Origin of the sequence: Ignatzschineria larvae DSM 13226 (assembly GCF_038500265.1) — a bacterium.
Taxonomy (GTDB): domain Bacteria; phylum Pseudomonadota; class Gammaproteobacteria; order Cardiobacteriales; family Wohlfahrtiimonadaceae; genus Ignatzschineria; species Ignatzschineria larvae.
In genome coordinates this window covers 139,115-159,870 of record NZ_CP150637.1, presented here as the reverse complement: position 1 = coordinate 159,870, position 20,756 = coordinate 139,115, and the positions used below count along the sequence as shown (strand labels likewise).

18 protein-coding genes are annotated in these 20,756 nt (G+C 35.6%); all 18 read right to left on the bottom strand.

Translation table 11 applies throughout. The features are described 5' to 3' along the window. Positions 1–12: 12 nt before the first annotated feature. On the bottom strand, positions 13–1,230 hold the full coding sequence (locus tag WMO13_RS00685; RefSeq protein ID WP_026879228.1) for an AAA family ATPase: 1,218 nt from the start codon (positions 1,228–1,230) through the stop codon (positions 13–15). A 560-nt stretch (positions 1,231–1,790) separates the two neighbouring features. Further along, positions 1,791–3,815, bottom strand: a complete 2,025-nt coding sequence (locus WMO13_RS00680) for a polysaccharide biosynthesis protein (protein ID WP_026879227.1) — start codon at positions 3,813–3,815, stop codon at positions 1,791–1,793. A 372-nt stretch (positions 3,816–4,187) separates the two neighbouring features. After that, positions 4,188–4,769, bottom strand: coding sequence for a hypothetical protein (locus WMO13_RS00675; RefSeq protein WP_026879226.1), 582 nt, complete (start codon positions 4,767–4,769; stop codon positions 4,188–4,190). A gap of 4 nt (positions 4,770–4,773) precedes the next feature. Next, positions 4,774–6,279 carry an AAA family ATPase gene (locus WMO13_RS00670; protein ID WP_026879225.1) on the bottom strand — a complete coding sequence of 502 codons (1,506 nt, stop codon included), beginning with the start codon at positions 6,277–6,279 and terminating at the stop codon, positions 4,774–4,776. A 318-nt stretch (positions 6,280–6,597) separates the two neighbouring features. After that, positions 6,598–6,990 carry a hypothetical protein gene (locus WMO13_RS00665; protein WP_026879224.1) on the bottom strand — a complete coding sequence of 131 codons (393 nt, stop codon included), beginning with the start codon at positions 6,988–6,990 and terminating at the stop codon, positions 6,598–6,600. Between the two features lie 3 nt (positions 6,991–6,993). Next, entirely contained in the window at positions 6,994–7,800 is an 807-nt protein-coding gene (locus WMO13_RS00660; protein ID WP_026879223.1) for a hypothetical protein, read from the bottom strand. A 118-nt stretch (positions 7,801–7,918) separates the two neighbouring features. Beyond that, a complete protein-coding gene (locus WMO13_RS00655; RefSeq protein WP_026879222.1) occupies positions 7,919–9,106 on the bottom strand; it encodes a DegT/DnrJ/EryC1/StrS family aminotransferase in 1,188 nt (395 codons plus the stop codon). Positions 9,107–9,128: 22 nt separating this feature from the next. Continuing rightward, positions 9,129–9,710 (bottom strand): sugar transferase, encoded by a 582-nt coding sequence (locus tag WMO13_RS00650; RefSeq protein ID WP_156923280.1) that lies wholly within the window; start codon positions 9,708–9,710, stop codon positions 9,129–9,131. Positions 9,711–9,797: 87 nt separating this feature from the next. Then, positions 9,798–10,520, bottom strand: coding sequence for a hypothetical protein (locus WMO13_RS00645; RefSeq protein WP_026879220.1), 723 nt, complete (start codon positions 10,518–10,520; stop codon positions 9,798–9,800). Between the two features lie 121 nt (positions 10,521–10,641). Beyond that, positions 10,642–11,805 (bottom strand): nucleotide sugar dehydrogenase, encoded by a 1,164-nt coding sequence (locus tag WMO13_RS00640; RefSeq protein ID WP_026879219.1) that lies wholly within the window; start codon positions 11,803–11,805, stop codon positions 10,642–10,644. Positions 11,806–11,815: 10 nt separating this feature from the next. Continuing rightward, positions 11,816–12,556, bottom strand: a complete 741-nt coding sequence (locus WMO13_RS00635; RefSeq protein ID WP_026879218.1) for a glycosyltransferase family 2 protein — start codon at positions 12,554–12,556, stop codon at positions 11,816–11,818. A gap of 3 nt (positions 12,557–12,559) precedes the next feature. Then, a complete protein-coding gene (locus WMO13_RS00630; protein WP_026879217.1) occupies positions 12,560–13,693 on the bottom strand; it encodes a glycosyltransferase family 4 protein in 1,134 nt (377 codons plus the stop codon). After that, on the bottom strand, positions 13,683–14,888 hold the full coding sequence (locus WMO13_RS00625; RefSeq protein ID WP_026879216.1) for a hypothetical protein: 1,206 nt from the start codon (positions 14,886–14,888) through the stop codon (positions 13,683–13,685). Before WMO13_RS00625 ends, WMO13_RS00630 begins: the two co-directional genes overlap by 11 nt. A 3-nt stretch (positions 14,889–14,891) precedes the next feature. After that, positions 14,892–16,229 (bottom strand): polysaccharide deacetylase family protein, encoded by a 1,338-nt coding sequence (locus WMO13_RS00620; protein WP_026879215.1) that lies wholly within the window; start codon positions 16,227–16,229, stop codon positions 14,892–14,894. 5 nt (positions 16,230–16,234) lie between these two features. Further along, positions 16,235–17,188, bottom strand: coding sequence for a GNAT family N-acetyltransferase (locus WMO13_RS00615; protein ID WP_034855934.1), 954 nt, complete (start codon positions 17,186–17,188; stop codon positions 16,235–16,237). Next, positions 17,181–17,756 carry a GNAT family N-acetyltransferase gene (locus WMO13_RS00610; protein ID WP_026879213.1) on the bottom strand — a complete coding sequence of 192 codons (576 nt, stop codon included), beginning with the start codon at positions 17,754–17,756 and terminating at the stop codon, positions 17,181–17,183. Before WMO13_RS00610 ends, WMO13_RS00615 begins: the two co-directional genes overlap by 8 nt. Continuing rightward, positions 17,744–19,306: an asparagine synthetase B family protein gene (locus WMO13_RS00605; protein WP_026879212.1), complete on the bottom strand. Its 1,563-nt coding sequence runs from the start codon at positions 19,304–19,306 to the stop codon at positions 17,744–17,746. The genes WMO13_RS00610 and WMO13_RS00605 overlap by 13 nt, the downstream gene beginning before the upstream one ends. Then, a complete protein-coding gene (locus WMO13_RS00600; protein WP_026879211.1) occupies positions 19,296–20,744 on the bottom strand; it encodes an oligosaccharide flippase family protein in 1,449 nt (482 codons plus the stop codon). Before WMO13_RS00600 ends, WMO13_RS00605 begins: the two co-directional genes overlap by 11 nt. Positions 20,745–20,756: the final 12 nt, after the last annotated feature.

The following is a 20,756-nucleotide window of genomic DNA, read 5'->3' as shown; positions in this document are numbered from 1 at the left end:
TTGTTTGATTCTTTATTCTGCCCATAAGATTTCATCCAATAAACTTACATCAGGAATGGTATTAAAAAAATTATTTTTTACATAACTTAAAATATTCCTATCGTTTTTATTACAAGCTTGATCAGCCCATATAAACTGAGGATTCCCGCCTCTCTCTCTCTTTATAAACACAAAAGAGTGCATCGGAAAGCCCATTTCCAATATATCGTAATTATGGGTCGTATAAAAAAACTGAGAGTATCTATTGGTCTTTTGCGCCAATAAATTCACGATCTCCCGCTCTATTTCCGTATGACTATTGGACATCTTTTCATCTAAAAAGAAAGTCCCCGATACTTTCGGGTGAGACATCTCTCTTATTAGATTATGCGTAAATCCAGCAACTGCAATGCCTTGATAAGTTCCTTGTGAAAACAGGTGCGCATATTCCCGATCAAGTTCACCTTTCTCATTCATTGCACAATGTTTTCCATTAGAAAAATAGATACGATAGCCCGTTATATATCGATTGCCTTCGCTATCTTCTTCAAAAATATCCGCAATTCTCTCAATTGAAGGATCAAATGTTTTCAATATTTTCAATAATATGGACTTATAGTTTTTATTCTCTTTATCAATATAATGAGCATCCGATGAGTTATTGATGTTCGAAATAATAAACGCCCAGCTTTTAGAAAGTGGCTCTTCAGAGAGTTGTTTTTCTAACGCATCCCATTTTGAGTGATAGCTATCCCCATCAAGGTTATCTAAATAGATACTAGATCCATGCGCTCTTTTATTCTCCAAGATACCCGCTATTTTCTCTCTACAACGCTCAACACTATCATATTTTGAGATAGGGCATTCTGCGTATCTAAACTTAAAAATCCCTGAATGTATTTGTAGAAAAAGCGTTCTGAACTTTAATTGTGATGCAGTAGGATAGACAAACTCAACCTCTATCTCTCCGGGCTGATCTTCTACCGTTAAATGATAACTATGTTTCTCTGCCCATTCCCGGCCTCTCGATATGATATTGATAATATCTAACATCACTTTTCCAAATGAGCTTTTCCCAGAAGCATTGGCACCAGAGATAATGCATAACCGTTTGAATCTAAAATTAGAAGCTCGTTCATCTAAATATTCATGCTCGATCACGCTATCTGTAATTCTTCTTGGATAGGTTAAATCTAGCTCTGTCTCTTCGAAGCAGTATAAGTTTTTCACCTTTACTCTTGTAAATATCATATTCTATATTCCTAAAGTTGGAAGTTATAAAGGGATTATAACCACAATCAACTACAATTACTATTGTTAATAGGATTGGCTTTACAGGTAAAGAATATCCTTTGCACTTAGCACATAGAAATGGCGGAGAGCGAATTATGATCTTTGACCATAATAAGATACTCACTGAACGATTAAAGTTTAAGCCTATAATCACTCCCCAAAAGAGCGCCTAGGTGCTTCTCTTTTATCCTAATCGTTTCCATTGTAAATACACACAATGTCCCTTTGAAGGGATATCGCCATCAACATATTGCCGGAAAAATTTACGATTCTTCCTACAATTAAAATTATTTCAAAAATTTTTCCCACATTTATTACTAGGCTACTATCCTTATAATACTTAGAGATCGGGATGGGATTTTGCCTCCCTAATCAAACCCTTTTCTCGACTCTTTGTATTATCAATATAATTACGCCGGCTGGTCATCTCTAATGTCAGTCGGCGTCTTTTTATCTTTGGGGTAATCCATATTAAAAGCGAGCCTAAACTCGCTTTTGATTAATTAATAATTGATGTGTCATTCTAGTGAATTATAGTCTCCAGACCCCTTCTCCTGTAAATAGAGTTTATCCACAATCTGCCCTTGTGGAGCATAGCCATCGACATATTCTCTAAGTAATTTACGGATCTCTACACAATCCTCTTGTTCCATCGCCTTATAAAGCTGGGCTAATAGTTCTTTGAAGCTCGACCACAGAAGCATTGTTTCATTAGCGCGCATGATCATCGGGTGGATGGTCTCGGAGACATTATCTCCAATCAATAGCTCTTCATAGAGCTTCTCTCCGGGGCGAAGACCTGTAAATTCAATCGCGATATCCCCCGTGGGATTCTTCTCACTACGGATAGAGAGCCCGGTTAAGCTGATCATCTTCTCAGCTAGCTCGGCAATCTTCACCGGCTTACCCATATCAAGGACAAAGACATCTCCACCAACACCCATTGAACCCGCTTGAATCACTAACTGCGCCGCCTCCGGAATTGTCATGAAATAACGGGTAATATTCGGATGTGTGACCGTCACAGGCCCCCCTCTTTTGATCTGCTCCCTAAAAAGCGGAATGACAGATCCAGAAGAACCTAGAACATTTCCAAAGCGCACCATAGTAAAACGTGTCTGATTCTCATATTCCCGACCCGCTTCTCCTTCTTCCGCTCCAACCCCCGTAAAAAAGGTCAGATATGGCTCATGGCTTAAGGCTTGAAGCGTCATCTCCGCCAATCGCTTCGTAGCACCCATCACATTCGTAGGGCGTACCGCTTTATCCGTTGAAATCAATACAAAATTTTCTACCTGCGCCTTAATCGCCGCTTGCGCTGTATAGAGCGTTCCAAAAAGATTATTATATAATCCGACCACGGTATTCATCTCGACAATCGGCACATGTTTATATGCAGCAGCATGATAAACTGTCTCCACTTGCCAGGCCTGCATCACCCTAAAAATCTGTTCAAAGTTCGTCACTGAGCCTAAAACAGGGATAATCTCAATTTGCAAAGCCTCCCGCTTCACTCGCTGTTCTAACTCAATCATCACTCGATAGAGATTATACTCACTATGATCAAAAAGTATCAGCTTCACCGCACCACTATCCACAATCTGTCGGCAGAGCTCCGAACCTATCGACCCTCCTGCTCCTGTGACTAACACCACCTTTTGATAGATGCAGCGCTCAAATAACTTCTGATCAGGCTTCACACAATCTCGCCCTAATAGGTCAGCAATATCCACCTCTTGTAGATCTTGAACCTTCACCGTTCCCTTCGCTAAATCCATAAATCCAGGAATACTCAGAACTTTAAGGGAGTAGCGCTCAAGCTGATTGAGAATCTCTCGCCGCCGCGCTCGACTTGCAGAGGGCATCGCCAAGAGAATCTGTGTTGCGCCTGTCTCCTTGAGCATCTTCTCTAGATCTCTCGGCGAATAAACCCGTATCCCTGCAATCGTTCGCTTCACAATATGCGGATCATCATCAATAAATGCCACCGGCCGCATCGCGCGCCCCATTTTCAGTGCCGCCGCTAATTGGTTACCGGCAGAACCCGCCCCATAAATTGCCACCTTTGGCGCCTTATCATGGAAATGGCTATTAAAAGAGGCATTGAGAAAATCCCACCAATCCCCTAGGAAGTAGTAGCGCATCAATAACCGCAATCCACCTAAGATTAATAAACTAATCCACCAATAATTGATTACCAATGAACGAGGAGCCTCCATCGGCGCATCACGATACCAATAGATGACTAACGCTAAAAAGAGCGCCGATACCGTCACCGCCCTCGCAATCGTGACTAGTAACTCCTTCCCAGCATAACGAATCACCGCACGATACATCCCCATCCGGATATAGATCGGGATCGAAATCAACGGCGCAATCATATAGAGCCAGATAAACTGCTCCCAAACTTCCCAAGTGTCATCCCAACCAATGCGCACAATAAAAGCCAACGCTAATGAGAGCCAAATCAGCAGAATATCAGTCACTACCTGTACCAAGCGCTTTCTACGGCGTGACCAGCTAAGAAGTCGTTGTTTTAGCATTATCTTACACCTACTAATACGCTGATCATGCACAACCTAACGCCAAACACCATTACGGCCATATGACATAGAAAAGGCAGTATAAATTTGTTACTCATCGATGTTAGTATCCAATATATTCTTTTAAAATAAATAACTTAATAAAATATTAACAATAATTTATTTACATATTGTATACTAAAAAAACACAAAAATTTAAATGTTTTTTGCGTGTTATAAAGAGTGTTAAACTTGATCTTCAATGCTCTCAGCGAGATCAATCATGATTTAATCAGTTAACACTGTTATGAATAAAATAGTGCTGTAATTTTCAGAGATTTTTTGAAATCATCGCTTAATTCTTATCGTCAAGATATCAATGCCTAAAATAACTTAAACAGTGCCAAAATCATAATTTCCATCTTGGTCACGCTTGCCTTTAATCAATGACGAGAAGCAATGTTTGAATTGTATCTCATCATTTTTCCAAAAGTTTAATATACGAACCCCATCTGTATTTACACCTACAAGCTGTTTATTCTGATAAAGAGGTAACCGAGATGGATGCTCAAGATCCGTTGATTTATAAGCGACATACGAGATCACTTGATCAGGAATCCCTAGTTTCAAAATAGCCATCACTGCCAATGAGGCGTAATACATGCCCTCTAGCTGATCACAGACTTTCATAAAATCAGATAGCCTACATTTACTCTTCATCTCTACAATATGTAATACCTTCTTTCCATCTTCTTTGATCTCTAAAAAGGCACCTTCCGAGCATTTCTGATTCACTAAAGCCCATAAGGCAGTTCCTTGGTCTTTAGCCTTAATCATCAGTACATCATATTGGGATCTAAAAGTGCAACATCCCGCTCCACCTTGTTTTTTCTCTCTAATGGTTATAGGTTCTTTTTTTTCGATGACATAACATAAATCGTTTTTTAAGAGACTTAAAAAAGGATTCTTTATCATTGCCCTAATCTCCTTCCCTTTCTAGCGTTGTAATTATTTCATGCGATTGCTCTGCTAAACTGATCAAAACCTTATTTAAAGACTCAGCAACAAAACCATATTCACCAAATGCTACTGGATGAACTGTTGTTCTATGATCACCATCGCAATCAAAGTCGTAAGCAGATACTTGATTAGGGGCAAGTATGTCATCATCGGTTAAACCAAATTTTTTTAATAATCGCGCTTTTTGTGGATGATTATTGAGTAACAGCAAGTTATTTAATTGCTGTAAAAATGTATCACTATGTGTTGTGATGAGTAGATAACAACCGCTATTGACCAATTGGATAATAATCTTCGCCATCTCTCTTTGTGCAGCAAGATGAAGATGCGCTTCAGGCTCTTCAAAAATAATAAAAGAATCCGCTAAAACCGGATTTAATATTGATAATGCGGCCACTTCAGTCACCAGTGAGGAACTTGCAGAGAGCGGAATAGCATGTTCAAGACCCTCGGGTTGATATTCAAAAGTTGGCCGATCGACATTAGGTGAGTTTGAGCGAATATCCCCTGATAATAATCGTTTAATATTATTCAAAGGCGTTGTACTCCCCTTCGCTTTTTGATTTCTCACAGAGCTTCTCCGATTAATCTCTTCCGTAAAGGCAATTAAGGGTTCTGTTAAATTACCCTTGAATCTCTCTACAAAAGAATGCCTCTCTTCAGAGCTTTCGGTTAATAAAAAGGGATCGTTCTCCTTTTCTAAGACCTCTGTTGCTTCTTTCCACCGTGCGATAGTGCCTTGTATAAAGAAATCGGATGTTAATAAAATACCCGTTCTTGCTGCCGGAATGTAGAGTAGATTTTCAAACTTATCCCACATCTCCCCAAAATAAGTATGCCCAATAATCTCCTTTTCAGTTCGCTCAAGTAAGGCAATATAGAGCTCACTCTCATGCTCTGTTAAAAGCGCTTCTGAAAGGGGGGCTGCTCTGATTTTATATTCCAACACCTCATTATGGTGACTCTCTTTACGACCGCGCCATTTGAAGGTAAAGCAAGCCGTGAACTCTTTTTCCTCTTTCGCGCTTATTTCCTCTGACACCAATATGGGTGTCACCTGAACATTGATCGACAATATAAGGTTCGGTTCATTGTTAAAAAGAAGCTTTGATTCCTCATCAAATCCATCAAATTTAAAGCACTGTCTTAGAATCATTCTAGAGTTTTGCTCAAGATAACAGGAGACTTCTGCTTTAATCTTATTAGAAAGTGATTCAGGCACATCTTGCTGTTGAGGGCTTTTTTCTTGTAATGCTTTAGCTGTTAATTGATGAATTAAATGGATCAGTTTAGTTTTTACGGAATCACCAAGAATAGTTCTCTTTTTGATACTATTGATAGCAGCCCATAAAGCACTAGCGGCATATGTCTTCCCGCTATTATTTTGTCCTATCAATATTGTCAATGGTTTAAGATCAAAACTCGCTTGATCTATTTTCCCAACCTTTTTAACTGTAAACTGCATTGTCTCTACCCTAATGATTAAAATCTGTACTCCGGCCACTTCGGCCTAAAGCATCATACAATAATGATAGCTGATAAAATTCAGTAATGGTAAATTACACTCTATCACTATTTATAACTGTAGCGTCGTATTGAATCAACTTTAAAATAAGGATTCCCGACCGTCCTATTTGGGGTCATAAGATTCTAAAGAGGGTCTTCACTTCTAAGATCCGCTTGTTGCTTAATTCGCGCATTTCTCTCATCAGAGCGTTTTGCACTGTCGTGTTGTTACGCTTGTAAGCTTACCATCTAACCTCAGAAAATCCCGACACAAGTTTTAATCAGACTCATCTAGTTCATCACTATGCAAGTAACTTAAAATATCTTGAGTGATTACCATTTCCCCTTCAGCATCCTCTTCCGTCACAGTTTCTGTTAATTTATAATCAGCAATCACTCTTTTAGCTCTTCTAGCAGCTAACATATGCCCTAAACGGACTAACTTTTCACTCGCAATTATTTCTTTTTCCGAATGCCTAGCGCTATCCTTGAGATAACGTTCCATTTTTGTATGATACTGGGTAGGGGCATCAGCTGATAACTCTGCTGCAACACTATGAATTAAACAGTAATATAATCTAGATATGACATTTCGATACGCTATCTCGCTATCCGACATTGCAAGTAATTGTTCCGAGAGAGCTAAGAAATCGTTACTCGATACAGCCATGACTTATTCCACCCATTTCGGCAGTGCAATATCCTTATTTGCCATGATCTTATCTTGCCCCATCATATCTATAGAAGCTGAAAATTTCTTATTATCGAAAAATCGTTGAGATGCCATATTCATTGCTAATTCAAGATTTAACTTGCCCAAGATACTCTTATGCCTATTATCAATAATGAGCGAGATATGGTTAACATCAAACTCTTCATATGTTTTAAAATCAATTCTTCCTCGAAGAAAAAGATTATATTTTTCTATGAGTGTAATAAAAATAGATCCTAGAACCTTCAACTCTGAATCACTCAATCCAGCATACTCTATAAAATTTCTCAACTTATCTCTCATGCTAATATTAATTTCATTGGCTTCAAAAAAATTTTTTTTCAAATTTATTAATGAATCTAGTGCTAGATTTGCAGCATCTATATTTCCTTGTAAGATACTTGTAAAAAACAATTCGTATTTTACTCTTGCTACTCCAGCAAAACTTTCTTTTGAGTTAGCATTTTCGATAGCCGCTATAAGATTTTCAATTCTTCCATTCCTAATTAAATAGGTAAAATAATTTTCTAAAAATATAGCATCGTTATATTTTAATGATTTTTTAAAATAAAAAAGTGCATCCTGCTCGTTATTAGAACATGCTTCAAAGTAAGCCCATGCTAGATTATCTCTTACTGTTTTTTTTCCAACAAATTGCATTTTTCTAGCATATTTGTGTTTTTCGAACTCAGAAAATAAACTTTCTTCAACCATTTTCTGATACAAGAAATCTAATATTTCTACAACTTCTTCTTTCGGAGCTACCATAATACCCCTCGCTTTCTTATCTTATTCTTCATTCTCGCAGTGTACTAATACTTAACAGCCATTTCAAGCTGAACCTATGCTAAATCAGTTTAAAATATTGCCCTTAATATTTACATCATTAATGAGCAACAACCCGCCCCGCCTCAGCCATCACCTCCACCAACACCTGACAGGTCTTCTCGATCTCTTCGGCGGTCAAAGTAGGATGAACCATAAACATCAGACTTGTCTCCCCTAATTCTTGAGCTACCGGTAAACGTGATTCTGGTCGATAATCTGTGTTATCAAAGGCCTTTTCTAAATAGACTTCAGAACAAGAGCCTGAGAAGGTGGGAACACCTTTGGCAATCATTGCCTCGATAATACGATCCCGAGACCACCCTTCTTTGAGTTGTTCCGGACGGACAAAGCAATAACATTTGTAGGCCGCATGGGTAATCTCTGTCGGTAACTCTGGTACACGCAGTGCCGGTAATTGACGAGCCGTTTCCCAAATCTGAGTGGCATTTTTGAGACGTGCCTGATGCCATTCCGGCATTCTCTGTAATTGAATCCGTCCAATTACCGCTTGCATCTCTGTCATGCGCCAATTGGTTCCGAAAGTTTCATGTAGCCAACGGAATCCCGGTGCATGCTCCTTGTGATAGACCGCATCATAGCTCTTACCATGATCCTTAAATGCCCACATCTTCTTCCAGAGCTGTTCATCATTAGTGGTTACCATGCCGCCTTCCCCGCCGGTAGTCATAATCTTATCCTGACAGAAAGACCAAGCGCCAATATGACCAATAGAACCAACAGAGCGCCCTTTATACATCGCCCCATGCGCTTGCGCACAATCTTCAATTACATAGAAATGATGCTTCTCTGCTAATGCCATAATAGGATCCATATCACATGGCCAACCGGCAAGATGAACACAGATGACCGCTTTGGTTCGAGGAGTAATCACCTTCTCGATCGTCTCTGCCGTGATATTTTGCGAGTCTGCATCCACTTCTGCAAAGACAGGCTTCGCACCAGCATTTACGATACTAGAAGCGGAAGCCAAGAAAGTCCGTGGAGTAACAATCACCTCATCACCGGCACCAATCTCTAATGCATTGAGCGCTAGATCTAGAGCAACTGTACCATTGGCCAATGCAATTGCATAATGACTCTCCGACCACTTAGCAAATTCTCTCTCAAAATCTCGGCACTCTGTCCCAGTCCAATAATTTACCTTATTAGAGAGTAGAACATTCTTAACGGCATTACCTTCCTCTTCTGCAAAAGAGGGCCATGGGGAAAATGGGGTGTTTAACATTTGAATACCTGTATTTATTTAATTATTTCACAATAGTTTTATAGATATAATATATATCTTTCTGCAATGACCAATTGTCTATATACTCTAAATTGATTCGAACCTTATCGGGATATATCACTTCATCATTATACTTTTGAGGATCTTCTTGTTGCGCTAAGATCTCTTCCTCATTCCGATATGCCAATGTTGCTGGCCCAGTAATTCCAGGTCTTATAGAGAGGATTCTCTTCTCATCACCTTGTAACTGATCTGCATATCCAGGAACATCAGGACGAGGACCAACAAAACTCATCTGTCCAAACAATACATTAATAAGTTGCGGTAACTCATCAATTTTAGTTTTACGGAAAAAACGTCCCCATTTGGTAATTCGTGGATCTCTGTCTTGAGTAATAGTGGTATCTACCCCACTGACAGGACGCATTGTCTTAATCTTAATCACAGTAAAGAGCTTGCCATCTTTACCAACACGCTTTTGCAAGAAAAAACCATTAGACTTGGTGTCTATAGAGGCGATAATCCAAGCTAATAGAATCAACCACCAAGTTAGGCCGAGACCAATAAAACTAAGAATGAAATCAAAAAGGCGTTTGTAAGGCATATTTATCATCTATTTAATTATTGAGTTGAGGAAAGATTATGACTTTAATTTTAAAAAAAGTGATTACTATATAGAAATATTAAAATATTACTCTCCCTTTTTAACCCTTTCCCATTCTTGCTTAAGTAATTTTTGAGTGCAAATTATTAATTGTTCCTCTATTACGTTAGCGGCTATCTCTATTGATAGATAATCTTCAAACTCAGACTTTTCATTAAATTCTAGAATTTTCTTTATTTTCTCAGAATAAGATTTTTTGAACTCGCTATCATTCACTAGAAAAAGATTTTTAGATAAATCTAATGTTTTTATAAAGTATTCTGTCACTTGATCATTTTTTTCAGTACGAGCTTCATAAGAGACTAATAAAATGATGTAGTAATAAAGTTGCAGAAATTTTTCCTTTTTCTGACTCATAACTATCAAACTATCAATATTATGTATATTTCCACTCGCATTACGATCTGGGGAATTAAATAAATTTAAATATTCAGCCATCTTTGTTCTAAGATCATTGATCCAATCTTGCCGATTCTTAGAGATGACTTCTACATTTATTTTAAATTGATTCTGCTGTTGCACACCTTTTAATGCTAATTTTGCACCTTGATAGGCAAAAAAACCAATGATTAAAGCATTAATAATTACCCCTAACTCTAGGTTAAGAGCTGTGGTTACAGAAACCTTACCCAAATAAAGTGCTGTACAAAATACGCCTATCACTCCACCAATAAGAGCTATCGTAGCTAATCCACAGACATTAAAAATAGGATAATTTTCTTGTCTAGTTAAATTACTATTTTTTTCCATGAATATATTTACTTTTATATTTTAGTTTATTTGATAATAAGTTCGATTAACTAACGGATACAAGCCGATTAAGATAACTGTTATAAAAACATCCTAAATAACTTAGAAATTCGACCATCTTTTAATTATCCCCAAAAAGATCCCTTGTATAGACCTTTTCTCTAACATCTAACAAATCATCAGTCATTCTATTAGTAATGATAATATCACTTTTATCCTTAAACTCTGATAAATCTGAAATCACATCCAAGTCATAAAATGAATCGCCTTGAATATTAGGTTCATAAATAATCAACTCTATATTATGGGCTAATAAGCGTTTCATAATCCCTTGTATTGCTGACTTTCTAAAATTATCAGAACCTTGCTTCATCACTAAGCGATAGATACCTACAGTTTTTGGCTGTTGTTTAATAATTTGTGTAGTAATAAAATCTTTTCGTGTTCTATTAGAATTGATAATCGCTTCAATGAGGTTTTGGGGAATATCTTGATAGTTCGCGAGCAATTGCTTTGTATCTTTGGGTAGGCAATATCCTCCATAACCAAAGGATGGATTGTTGTAATGATCCCCAATTCTAGGATCTAGGCAAACAGCATTAATAATATCTTTTGTGTTTAATGAGCGACTTTCACAATAACTATCAAGTTCATTAAAATAGGCTACTCGCATAGCAAGATAGGTATTGGAAAAAAGCTTTACAGCCTCTGCTTCTGTTGAGTCAAGAAGTAACACTTCAACATCCGCTTTTAAGCATGCATCTTTGAAAAGCTTACCAATCATCTCCCCAGTGCTGGATTTGTCACCAATCACGATTCTCGAAGGATATAAATTATCATATAATGCTTGTCCTTCTCTTAAGAATTCCGGTGAAAAAATAATATTAAGGTCAGGAAACTGCTGTTTAATTTTTTCTGTATATCCAACAGGAACAGTAGATTTGATAATGATGATAGATCTGTTTTTTTGTAGAGTCAGCTCATTTAGTACTTGTTCGATAGAAGAAGTGTCAAAGAAGTTTCTCTCTTCATCATAGTTGGTAGGAGTTGCAATAATAACAATATCCGCTTGTTGGAACGCTTCTTCGTTTGATAACGTTGCTTTAAATCTAGGTGCCGATGAAAGGTATTCTTGAATCAAAGTATCATGGATAGGAGAAATTTTTTGATTGAGTTTTTCTATCTTTTTCTCATCAATATCTAAAGCAATAATATTATGCTGTTTTGAAAAGAGCATCGCATTAGACAATCCAACATATCCTGTTCCCACAATTGTAATATTCATATTTTATTTCCTAAGCCTTTCTACTAATACCATTCCAAGCATGGTTAACGAGACAATAGAGAGATTTTGCTAAACTAAGGTTTTCAATTTCACGATAAAGACGCCATTGATATTTTAATACTTTAAGCTTGTTGCCAGACAAAGAGTTTTTAGATGATCGATATTTAGCAAGTACCTCATCAATTCCTTTTGCAGGCCCAATTTTTTTAGTAATTTGAAGCCATAGCCCATAATCCTGACGTTTTAAGATATTAGGCATATATTGTTTGCCGCAAATTTCAGTATTATACATCGCAGTTAAACAGCCGATACGATTGACTCGAATAAGCTCATTATATGGTAATTCTGTAGGAGCTTTTCTTGTTCCACAGTATTTTCCATCCTCATCTACAACATCATAATTAGTATATGATAGAGGGCATTGAGTCTCTTCCATAAAAGCGACTTGCTTCTCCAATTTATCAGGAAGCCAAGTATCATCTGCGTCTAAAAAAGCAACATACTTTCCTTTTGCTTCACTAATCCCACGGTTTCGGGTTACAGCGGGACCGGCATTCCAAGAGCGTTTAATAAATACTATTTTAGGATCATTATCAATAATCTCTAATAGTTCTTGAGAAAAAGGTTTATTCGAGCAGTCATCGATGATTATATGTTCATAGTTTTTAAAAGATTGCGCTTGTACACTTTTGATTGTATCGATTAATTCTTGATTTGAATTATGACAAGGCGTAATGATTGAAACTTTCATTTTTTAATTTCCTAAATATTTCTCTACTGGTATGATTTTTTTATATAAGTTCAATAGTTTTTTCTCTTCAATATTCCAATTATATTTCTCTTCAACAGCTTTTTGTCCATTTTTACCTAAGGATTCAGCTTCGGTAGGATTTAGGATTAAATAATCAATTACTTGTGCGATGGCTTTTGGATTTAGAGGGTCTACGCAAATACCACAATTATTCCCTTCTATAATTTCTTTCCATAAGGGAAAATCGGATGCTATTACAGGTATTCCGGCGCTCATATACTCAAACATTTTGACGGGGAGGGCATCTAAATAGTTTATAGTAGGGTGTAATGTAACCAACCCAACCAAAGACTCTGAATAAACTTGTGTTATTTTCTCTCGATTTAGCCAACCTAACGCGTTAACTTTTTTCCAACCCGCTTCACTTTGAACTTGATTTTCAAATGAATTAGAATCAAATCTTCCGCCTAATTGTAAGATTGTTTGAGATTTTATAAACTCCATTGACTGTACTATTTCTAGTATGCCTCTAATTTTTGATAATGCTCCTACATAACAAACAGCATTTTCTTTACTATCCCAGTTCGTATTGGAAGAAATCAACTCCCCTAAAATAGGATAGTTATTAATATCCACACTATTAGAATTAATCTTCAAAAATTTGTCGCGAATATAAGGAGTTGCGGTAATAATCGCATCAAATTTTTTACATGCCCAGTTTTCATAAATTTGAGCGGTTTTAGAAAGTATTTTGCGAGTAAAAGGTTTTAGATATGGTTTGCCTAATAGTTGTTTAGGCAGATCTTCATGAGCGTCAAATATAACCTTTTTCCCCTTTTTCTTTAACTTAAGACCGATAGGGATTAATTCAGGATCGTGCAAGTGATAAAGATCGGCATCTAATTCTAAGGCTTGTTTATAGACTCTATCAGTTGTTTTGAATATTCGGTTTAAACGCCCATGTGAAGTGCCAACATCGATTATATTGACGTTATTTTTTTGTTCGTTACCAAGATCATCAGCAACAACTAAAGATACATCGTAACCATTAGATGCTAAAGAAGAACACATTTTGATAAAAATACGAGTATCAAAACGGGGATGGACTGAGGTAAGGTGGGCTATTTTATTTTTCATTATTTCCTTTTAATATCGATAGATACATACCCCAAGAGAACCCGGGGAGAAAAGAATATATAGGGTCTGAAAATAGGGAAAATAAAAGTATCATGGAACTATATGCAAAGCATAAGTTGACTTTATTTGAACTATTCCCTTTTATTATTAACTTTAAACATGTTAACAAAGGTATGATTATGCTGAGAGCATATATTGTAAATACGAATACTCCAAATCCTGCCCATGCAGATAATATATTATGTATATAGCCACCAGCGGTACCTGTTGTGATTATATGTCCAGCAAACTCTCCCGTTATAGGAGACTCTATAATTTGTGCAATACCGATTTCTTGTAATTTTTGTCGAGCCAACCATGAAGTAGAATTGGATAAGTTGAAAAGCTCAAAAATGCGACTATTAATGCCATATGATATTATTAGTTCATATAGCACTAATAATATAGGCAACAATAATACAAAAGAAAACAAAAATAACTTTAGCCCTTTCTTTTTAAATTTAATAAATAACAGTAAGAAACTTGCAAAAAAGAAGCCTACTAACTCTGTGCGAGAGCCTAAAATAAAGAGTATAAATAAACTCATTATTGTTATCAGTAAATAACTTTTTATTTTTTTAGGCACACTTATTGCCATAATTGATACCATCATTGCACTCCGAGCATAGCCTTGATATGTTGAAACAGCCCAGGATACATTATCATCAGCAATTTTTTTAGCATAAAAGAATAGAGAATTATTGGTAATAATAAAAAGTATTAATAAGAGAAATGTCGCCAATATAATACAAACTAATATCCTATATGTTTTTTTGCTGATTTCTATATAGTAGCCCATTAATAAAGCAGTAAAAAGAAGTATTAAGCTTTCTATTGTTTGTTTGCTCCCTAGCAAAACTTCTTGGGAAAATGATAATAAAATATTTGTAACAACAATTAATAATGTTAATAAAAAAAATGAAATGATTAAAACAACATAAGGTGTCTGGTTATATGAAATTTTTTTATTTGTTAAAATAAGACCAGGTAATAAAAAAAATAGATATATTATGCTAAACATTCCGAAAAAACCTCCCAAAAGAGGGGGGAATAAATTATATGCTACAAGGGTGTTATAGAGAGCAAATCCAGGATAAAGCGTAAAAAAACCAATTATTGTTGTTTTTTTTAAATATTTATTGATATTTATTGTCATTTTCTAACTAATCACTTTTTTATAAATAGCTTTATTTTGTTTATTAAATTCAGAATTATGCCACAGTATAGTAAAACTTCCTTCCACAAGTTGACATTTACTTTTTAGTTCTAAAATTTTAGAAACCGCTCCATTTTTACCGATTAATCCAAGATATTGTGGCGATAGGATCGAGGCTTCCATAACAATTAAAGGACGAATTCTAATGTTTAATATTTCTTGTGTGAGAGGATTGAATGCAGGATATTCAAAGCATGTCCCACAGCGAAAGCCTGGACGATCGGCATAACTTAAAGTCGTATCATAATTTAGCCCAGCATCTTCCCATGCTTGTAGAGTTGTTGGATGTTCCCAACGGAGATAGTGCATTCGTCCACCCCAATTTTTTTGTTGAATACCTTCTTCATTACAGATTTTTTTTAAGTAATGAAATTCTTCTTTGAGTTTTAAAGAGTTTAAATAAGTATCGTAGCTAGGATGCAGTCCTATTTCATGTCCTCTTGCATGTACTTCTCGTAATAAGGATCTTATTACGGGATGTGAAATATCATAATCAGCATCATTCTGATGTATTCCCCCGCAAATAAAGTAGAAGGCACTCTTCAAATTAACTTTCTCACTGTGAGTCATGATCCAATCAAAAGTATTATAAGGATCCTGAGAATGTAACTGCCTTTTAGTATTCAATTTAATCCAAGGTGCTTTCCATAACGAAGTGATTTGGTGTTGATTGATGATATCGCCCCCTATAGCTCTGACTAATCCTTTAAAATCCCTAAAGCTATATCTACTTGGGCGATCCACATCATGAGAAACCTTCATACTAAATTGATGCTTTTTTAATTCTATCGTTGGCCAAGTTTTCTGTATCACTTGTCCTAAGATATGGAGCCACTCATCAACGATAGGGCGTTCTAAATATCCGTGTTGATAGGCATGCGATGAGGTTGCCGGGAAGCGTTGATGATTATCGAGATCTGCACGCCCAATTTCCTCGATACGATTAAGCATCCAATAAGTGAGTCCCAAGATATCGTAATGGATTACATAGCCATCGGCACTATGCTCAACAACCCTCTTCGGTAGACCTTGAGCATTAGGAGCATGCAAAGGGGAACCCAATACAGAGCTCCATCCTTCACTCTCTGCATCCCAGTGTGTACAAGGACCGTTAGAATGTGATTCTAGAAATAGGGGATTAATATTAGGGAATATAATTTTCCCCTCTTTACTGTCTACTAGACGTAGTTCATAACCACTATGAGTTAAATGAATGGCAAATGAGTGTCCAAAACGCTCTTTAAGGATAATCTGGAGCCACAGGATAATGTCGTGATTCATATAATTTATTTTTTTCCAAAAATATCTTTAATAGCAAAGTAGCTTTTTAATAATCGTGAATTCACTTTTGAAATTGAAAAATAGGGGATTTGGGTTGCTCCAAATCCGCGAAAGAGCCTTTCTACTGCCTCCATCATTGATCCACAAAAATCAAAAGATTTACCTATTTCTGCTGCAAACTTAATGCCATTCCATTGACATAGGCTAACAGCGCTACTATTCCTGATTTCTGGATCACTTCCGCTCATAATACAGTGAGTAGATAATTCATCCCATATTAAATACAATGCAGCATGTATTTTTTGATTTTTATCCACTGCATAAAAACAAGTGCCACTATTATGTCTGAGGCATGCTTCATTAATTTGTTTAATCAACTCTTCCGAAAAAGGTAAAGACAAGTTCTGTTTCGCAAATACTTTTTTATTTAGCTCAATAAAATTGTCTATTGGTAAGTCCCTAATAATTTCTAATTCTTCTTCAGCTTTTCTTAAATGCCGCCTTGTATTACTATCTAACTTTTTCCAAATATCATCCACTTCCAAAGGTTGATTAAATTGGTATGTATATCTTGTCGTTTGTCGATAGTCTCTCCAATAAAGAGGAAGCCAATTTGTTCGTTCTGGCGACCAATTTTGTCTATACAGATCAAAATTAGGCAATAAGTTAAAAAGTTCTTGCAATAATTCTTTTTCCCGAGACAATAAAGTTGAAACCTTAGACTCTTGATGTCTAACCCAAGGACCTAAAAACTGGGTTAACTGTGGTTGGGTTATTATCGTTAAACCATATTTTTTCTTAAGTACATAAGGTAGTGCTGCTTGTATTACTCCTGATTTTTCAATTAATACAACATCCCAGCTATTTGTGGCTACAGCATCTAACCACCAATATTGTTGGTATATAGGAATACTTTTTTCTTCTTGACAAAGAAGTGTATATTTTTCTTTATTAGTCAATTTCATTCTCCAAATCACAAACTAAATAATAACGTTCTTCACCTAAAGCATTATCATAATATTTTTCAACGGGTTTAAATCCAACCTTTAAGGCGGAGCGTAAAGAGCCTTCATTATTGAGAGATATTCTAGAAGAGATCCCTTTTAAACCATTTTGCATAAAGTGATGCTTAATTCTTTCACGCATCGTACTTGCTATTTTTTGTCCTTGATACTGGGAATTCACTCCAATAAATCCCGCATGAACGCTGTTTTCTAATAAATCCCTTTTGTTAAAATAAAACATATTTAAACCAATAAGTTGATTTTGTTGTGGGTCTATAACAACTAATACAAGTTTATTGCTTGCATATTGATATAAAAGCTTTTGCACTCGAGATAGTTCTCGATTTTGGCTAAGCTCTTTTTTGAGTCGCTCAAAATCCTGAAAGTATTCTGTTGTTAATCCTTGATATCGGAATCCTGTTTGAGGATCTTGATAGGTTTCGATAACTCTGATTGCTCTTACTCTCCATAAGTTTTGGAATAGCCAATATAGTTGGGATAATAAGCCTTTTATTTTTCGCATGAAGATTTACGCTCCATATCTTGGATAAAAAAGTAAGCCGCGATGCCGTTGCGACTATAGCCTTTATTGATTAGCTGTTGATACTCTACTTGTGGATAGCGAGATGATGTGGCAAGATTTCCCTTTTTGAATAATGTTCTGTATATTTTTTTTAATTGATTAGCACACCAAGTATCTTTCAAAGCAAAAGCTCTTAATTTATTTAAGATACTGCCCATATCTGAAGCATTTGTAAGCGAATTTTTATAATATTTAGAAAATAAATTTGAGACATAATCTTGGTACCACCTATGATTTCTAAGATTCAATGGTAACGTAGAAAAATAATTAAATAGTTCTTTATCACATAAAGGCATCCACCAATCATAATTAAAAAACTCATAAACTCTGACAGAATTACAGATAAATTTTGATTCTTGTTCTTGCCATACCCATTTTTCATACTGATCAGCATAATCTATCGCTGATAGCCTTTCCAGATTAATAGGGCCCATATTCGCTATTCTTTGGGTAAAATGATTGCGATCAGTATTATTTTCTATTGGGGAAAGAGTATAATAGTAAGCCAATATTTCATTGAGTAATTCGTTCTTGGTATAAGTGATTTCTTTTTCAACAACAAACGTAGGAATATCACATCCCGCTAAAAAATCTCCCCCATGGCCAGGAACAAAGATCGCATCATCAACTAATTTTTGTTCTCTAATGAGCTTAACTGCTAACCAATCTTGAACATGAGGTAGACTGACACCATTAGAGGCCATTACTTGATATTCATATCGCACTGAAGATGCCCAAGCTTTCTGCCAAAGCTCTGGTGTATATTCAACAAAGAACCAATCAAGTCCCAAAGCATCGGCAACAATTTTGCTATATTGCGCTTCTTTATTATCTTTAATGCCATACGTAAAAGTGACTATATTCTCATAACCAATCTCTTTAAGCATTATTGCCACTAGACGTGAATCATATCCGCCACTTAGTGGAATTACAATTTGTCTGCCATTTGCATAATTGACCAGATTATTGAAGCTTTTCTTAAGCGCATTGTATAGTTCTTTTGATAATAGCTCTTCACTGTAAACTTGTGGTTCATGGTGCACATATTCGTAATGTCGAATTAATTCTAATTTTCCATTCTCAAACTTTAAGGATTCTCCAGCCCGTAATTGCTTAATTTCAGCATAAAGTGTATCGCTACCAGTTACGAATCCTGTATGTAAAAACTCTTGCTTAAATAATGAATCCATCTCTTCAATTTTCAGCTCTTTTCTGATCCATTCAGCCGAATCACTTAAATATAAAGTATCATCTATTAATGCATAAAAGAGAGGATTTGAACGAATATGATCAACGGAAGCATATAATAAGTTATCCGCTTGATAAATAATGTAGTAAAAACCATTTAATTTGGAAATTAAATCAATATATGCATCAGTAGAGTCTTTTGTTAATTCTTCTATAAAAGCTTCTTGATGGACTATGGAGCCGGAAATTTTACAGTTATATTGATCCGTATAATTTTTGGTTAAGTGAATATTAACAGGCATAAAACTCTCTTCTAAAATTGTAAAAATAATAAATAAAAATAATAACAAGGCTAATAATGAGAGACACCCAAAAGAAAATATTGTTATTAACAAGGCTACCTATTGTGAAAGGTAGCAGTAACAGTATTGAATGTAAAAATCTTTTCAATAAATTTAATTGTAAAACTGCAAAGTTTATATTAATTAAAAAACTCAGCCTTAAAATAACAAATACCCAACAAAGCCCACTTGAGAAAGAAAATAATATAATCGCTAATAAATTACTTTCAAAAAAGTAACCTATTAATAATGATAGTGTTCTCAACGCGAGCATGATTAACTGAAAATATAATCCCTCTTGTTGTTTGTTTAAAACTAGAAAAAGATTATTCAAGGGAGATGCTATAAATACCATTCCTAACCAAAAAGTCATCCATCTAGAATACTCCCCGGCAATTATCCACTGATCTCCAAAAACAAAACTAAATAGTTGCGGCCCTCCTATAAATATGATGCCCATCATAGGTATCATAATTGCTGACAGAATATCTATTACTTTACTGAATGATTGGTCTAGCGTTCCTTCTCTATAAGAGGTTGCCGCATTAGATAGAAAAACATTTTTTACTGCATTGCTAATTAAAGTAATGGGTAAAACTAAAACTCTATGAGATAAAGCATAAAATCCTGCAATTACTGGTGAAAAAAAGATTGCCAATAAAAGCGGTGGCAACTGACCACTAGCGGTATTAGCTAAACCTTCAGTTGTGACAAAAATAGGGTATTTTTTATATTTAATTGCAATCTTTTTAAGGTCTGTGAACTTCCAATCTTTGAAATTTGGATCAGTAAATGTTGGTTTAGCTAATTTGATAATCCCAGAACCTTGCCCTAGAGTTTGTCCGAATATTAGGCTAAAAGTCCCAAATTTAAAACCAATCAACTGAATAATAAGGGTAACTAGTTTTTGTTGTACTTGAGTTGTTGCTATATTTGTAAAATTGCGAGATCTAATTGCCCAAAAATGATATACATAGTAACTTGCTCCTAAAAATACCCCGAAAGGAAGTAGCCATAAATAAATTTCTAAATTTAAATTTCCAAAATATATTGCAATATTTTTACGAAAAAGAATTACTAATAAAAATGTAATAGCTGTCCAAGCTGCGACTGAAAACAAACTAAGTATGGTTAGATGTGCGGCTTCTTTATCACTTTCTGGAATCGGAATGGCTGAATCATAACTTAATCCAGCAATTACTACTAAGATACCCAAGAGGCTTGCATAAATAGCTAGTAACCCAAAATCTTCAGGAGTGTATAATCTGGTTAAAATCGGCATAGCTATTATCATTAATAACTGTGCGCTAAAAGTGCCGCCAACTAATATACTAATTCCTCTAGTAATATGATTTTTTGGCAAAAATTGTAATATTTTCTTTTTAATTATGTTGAGCATACTGTTTAAACT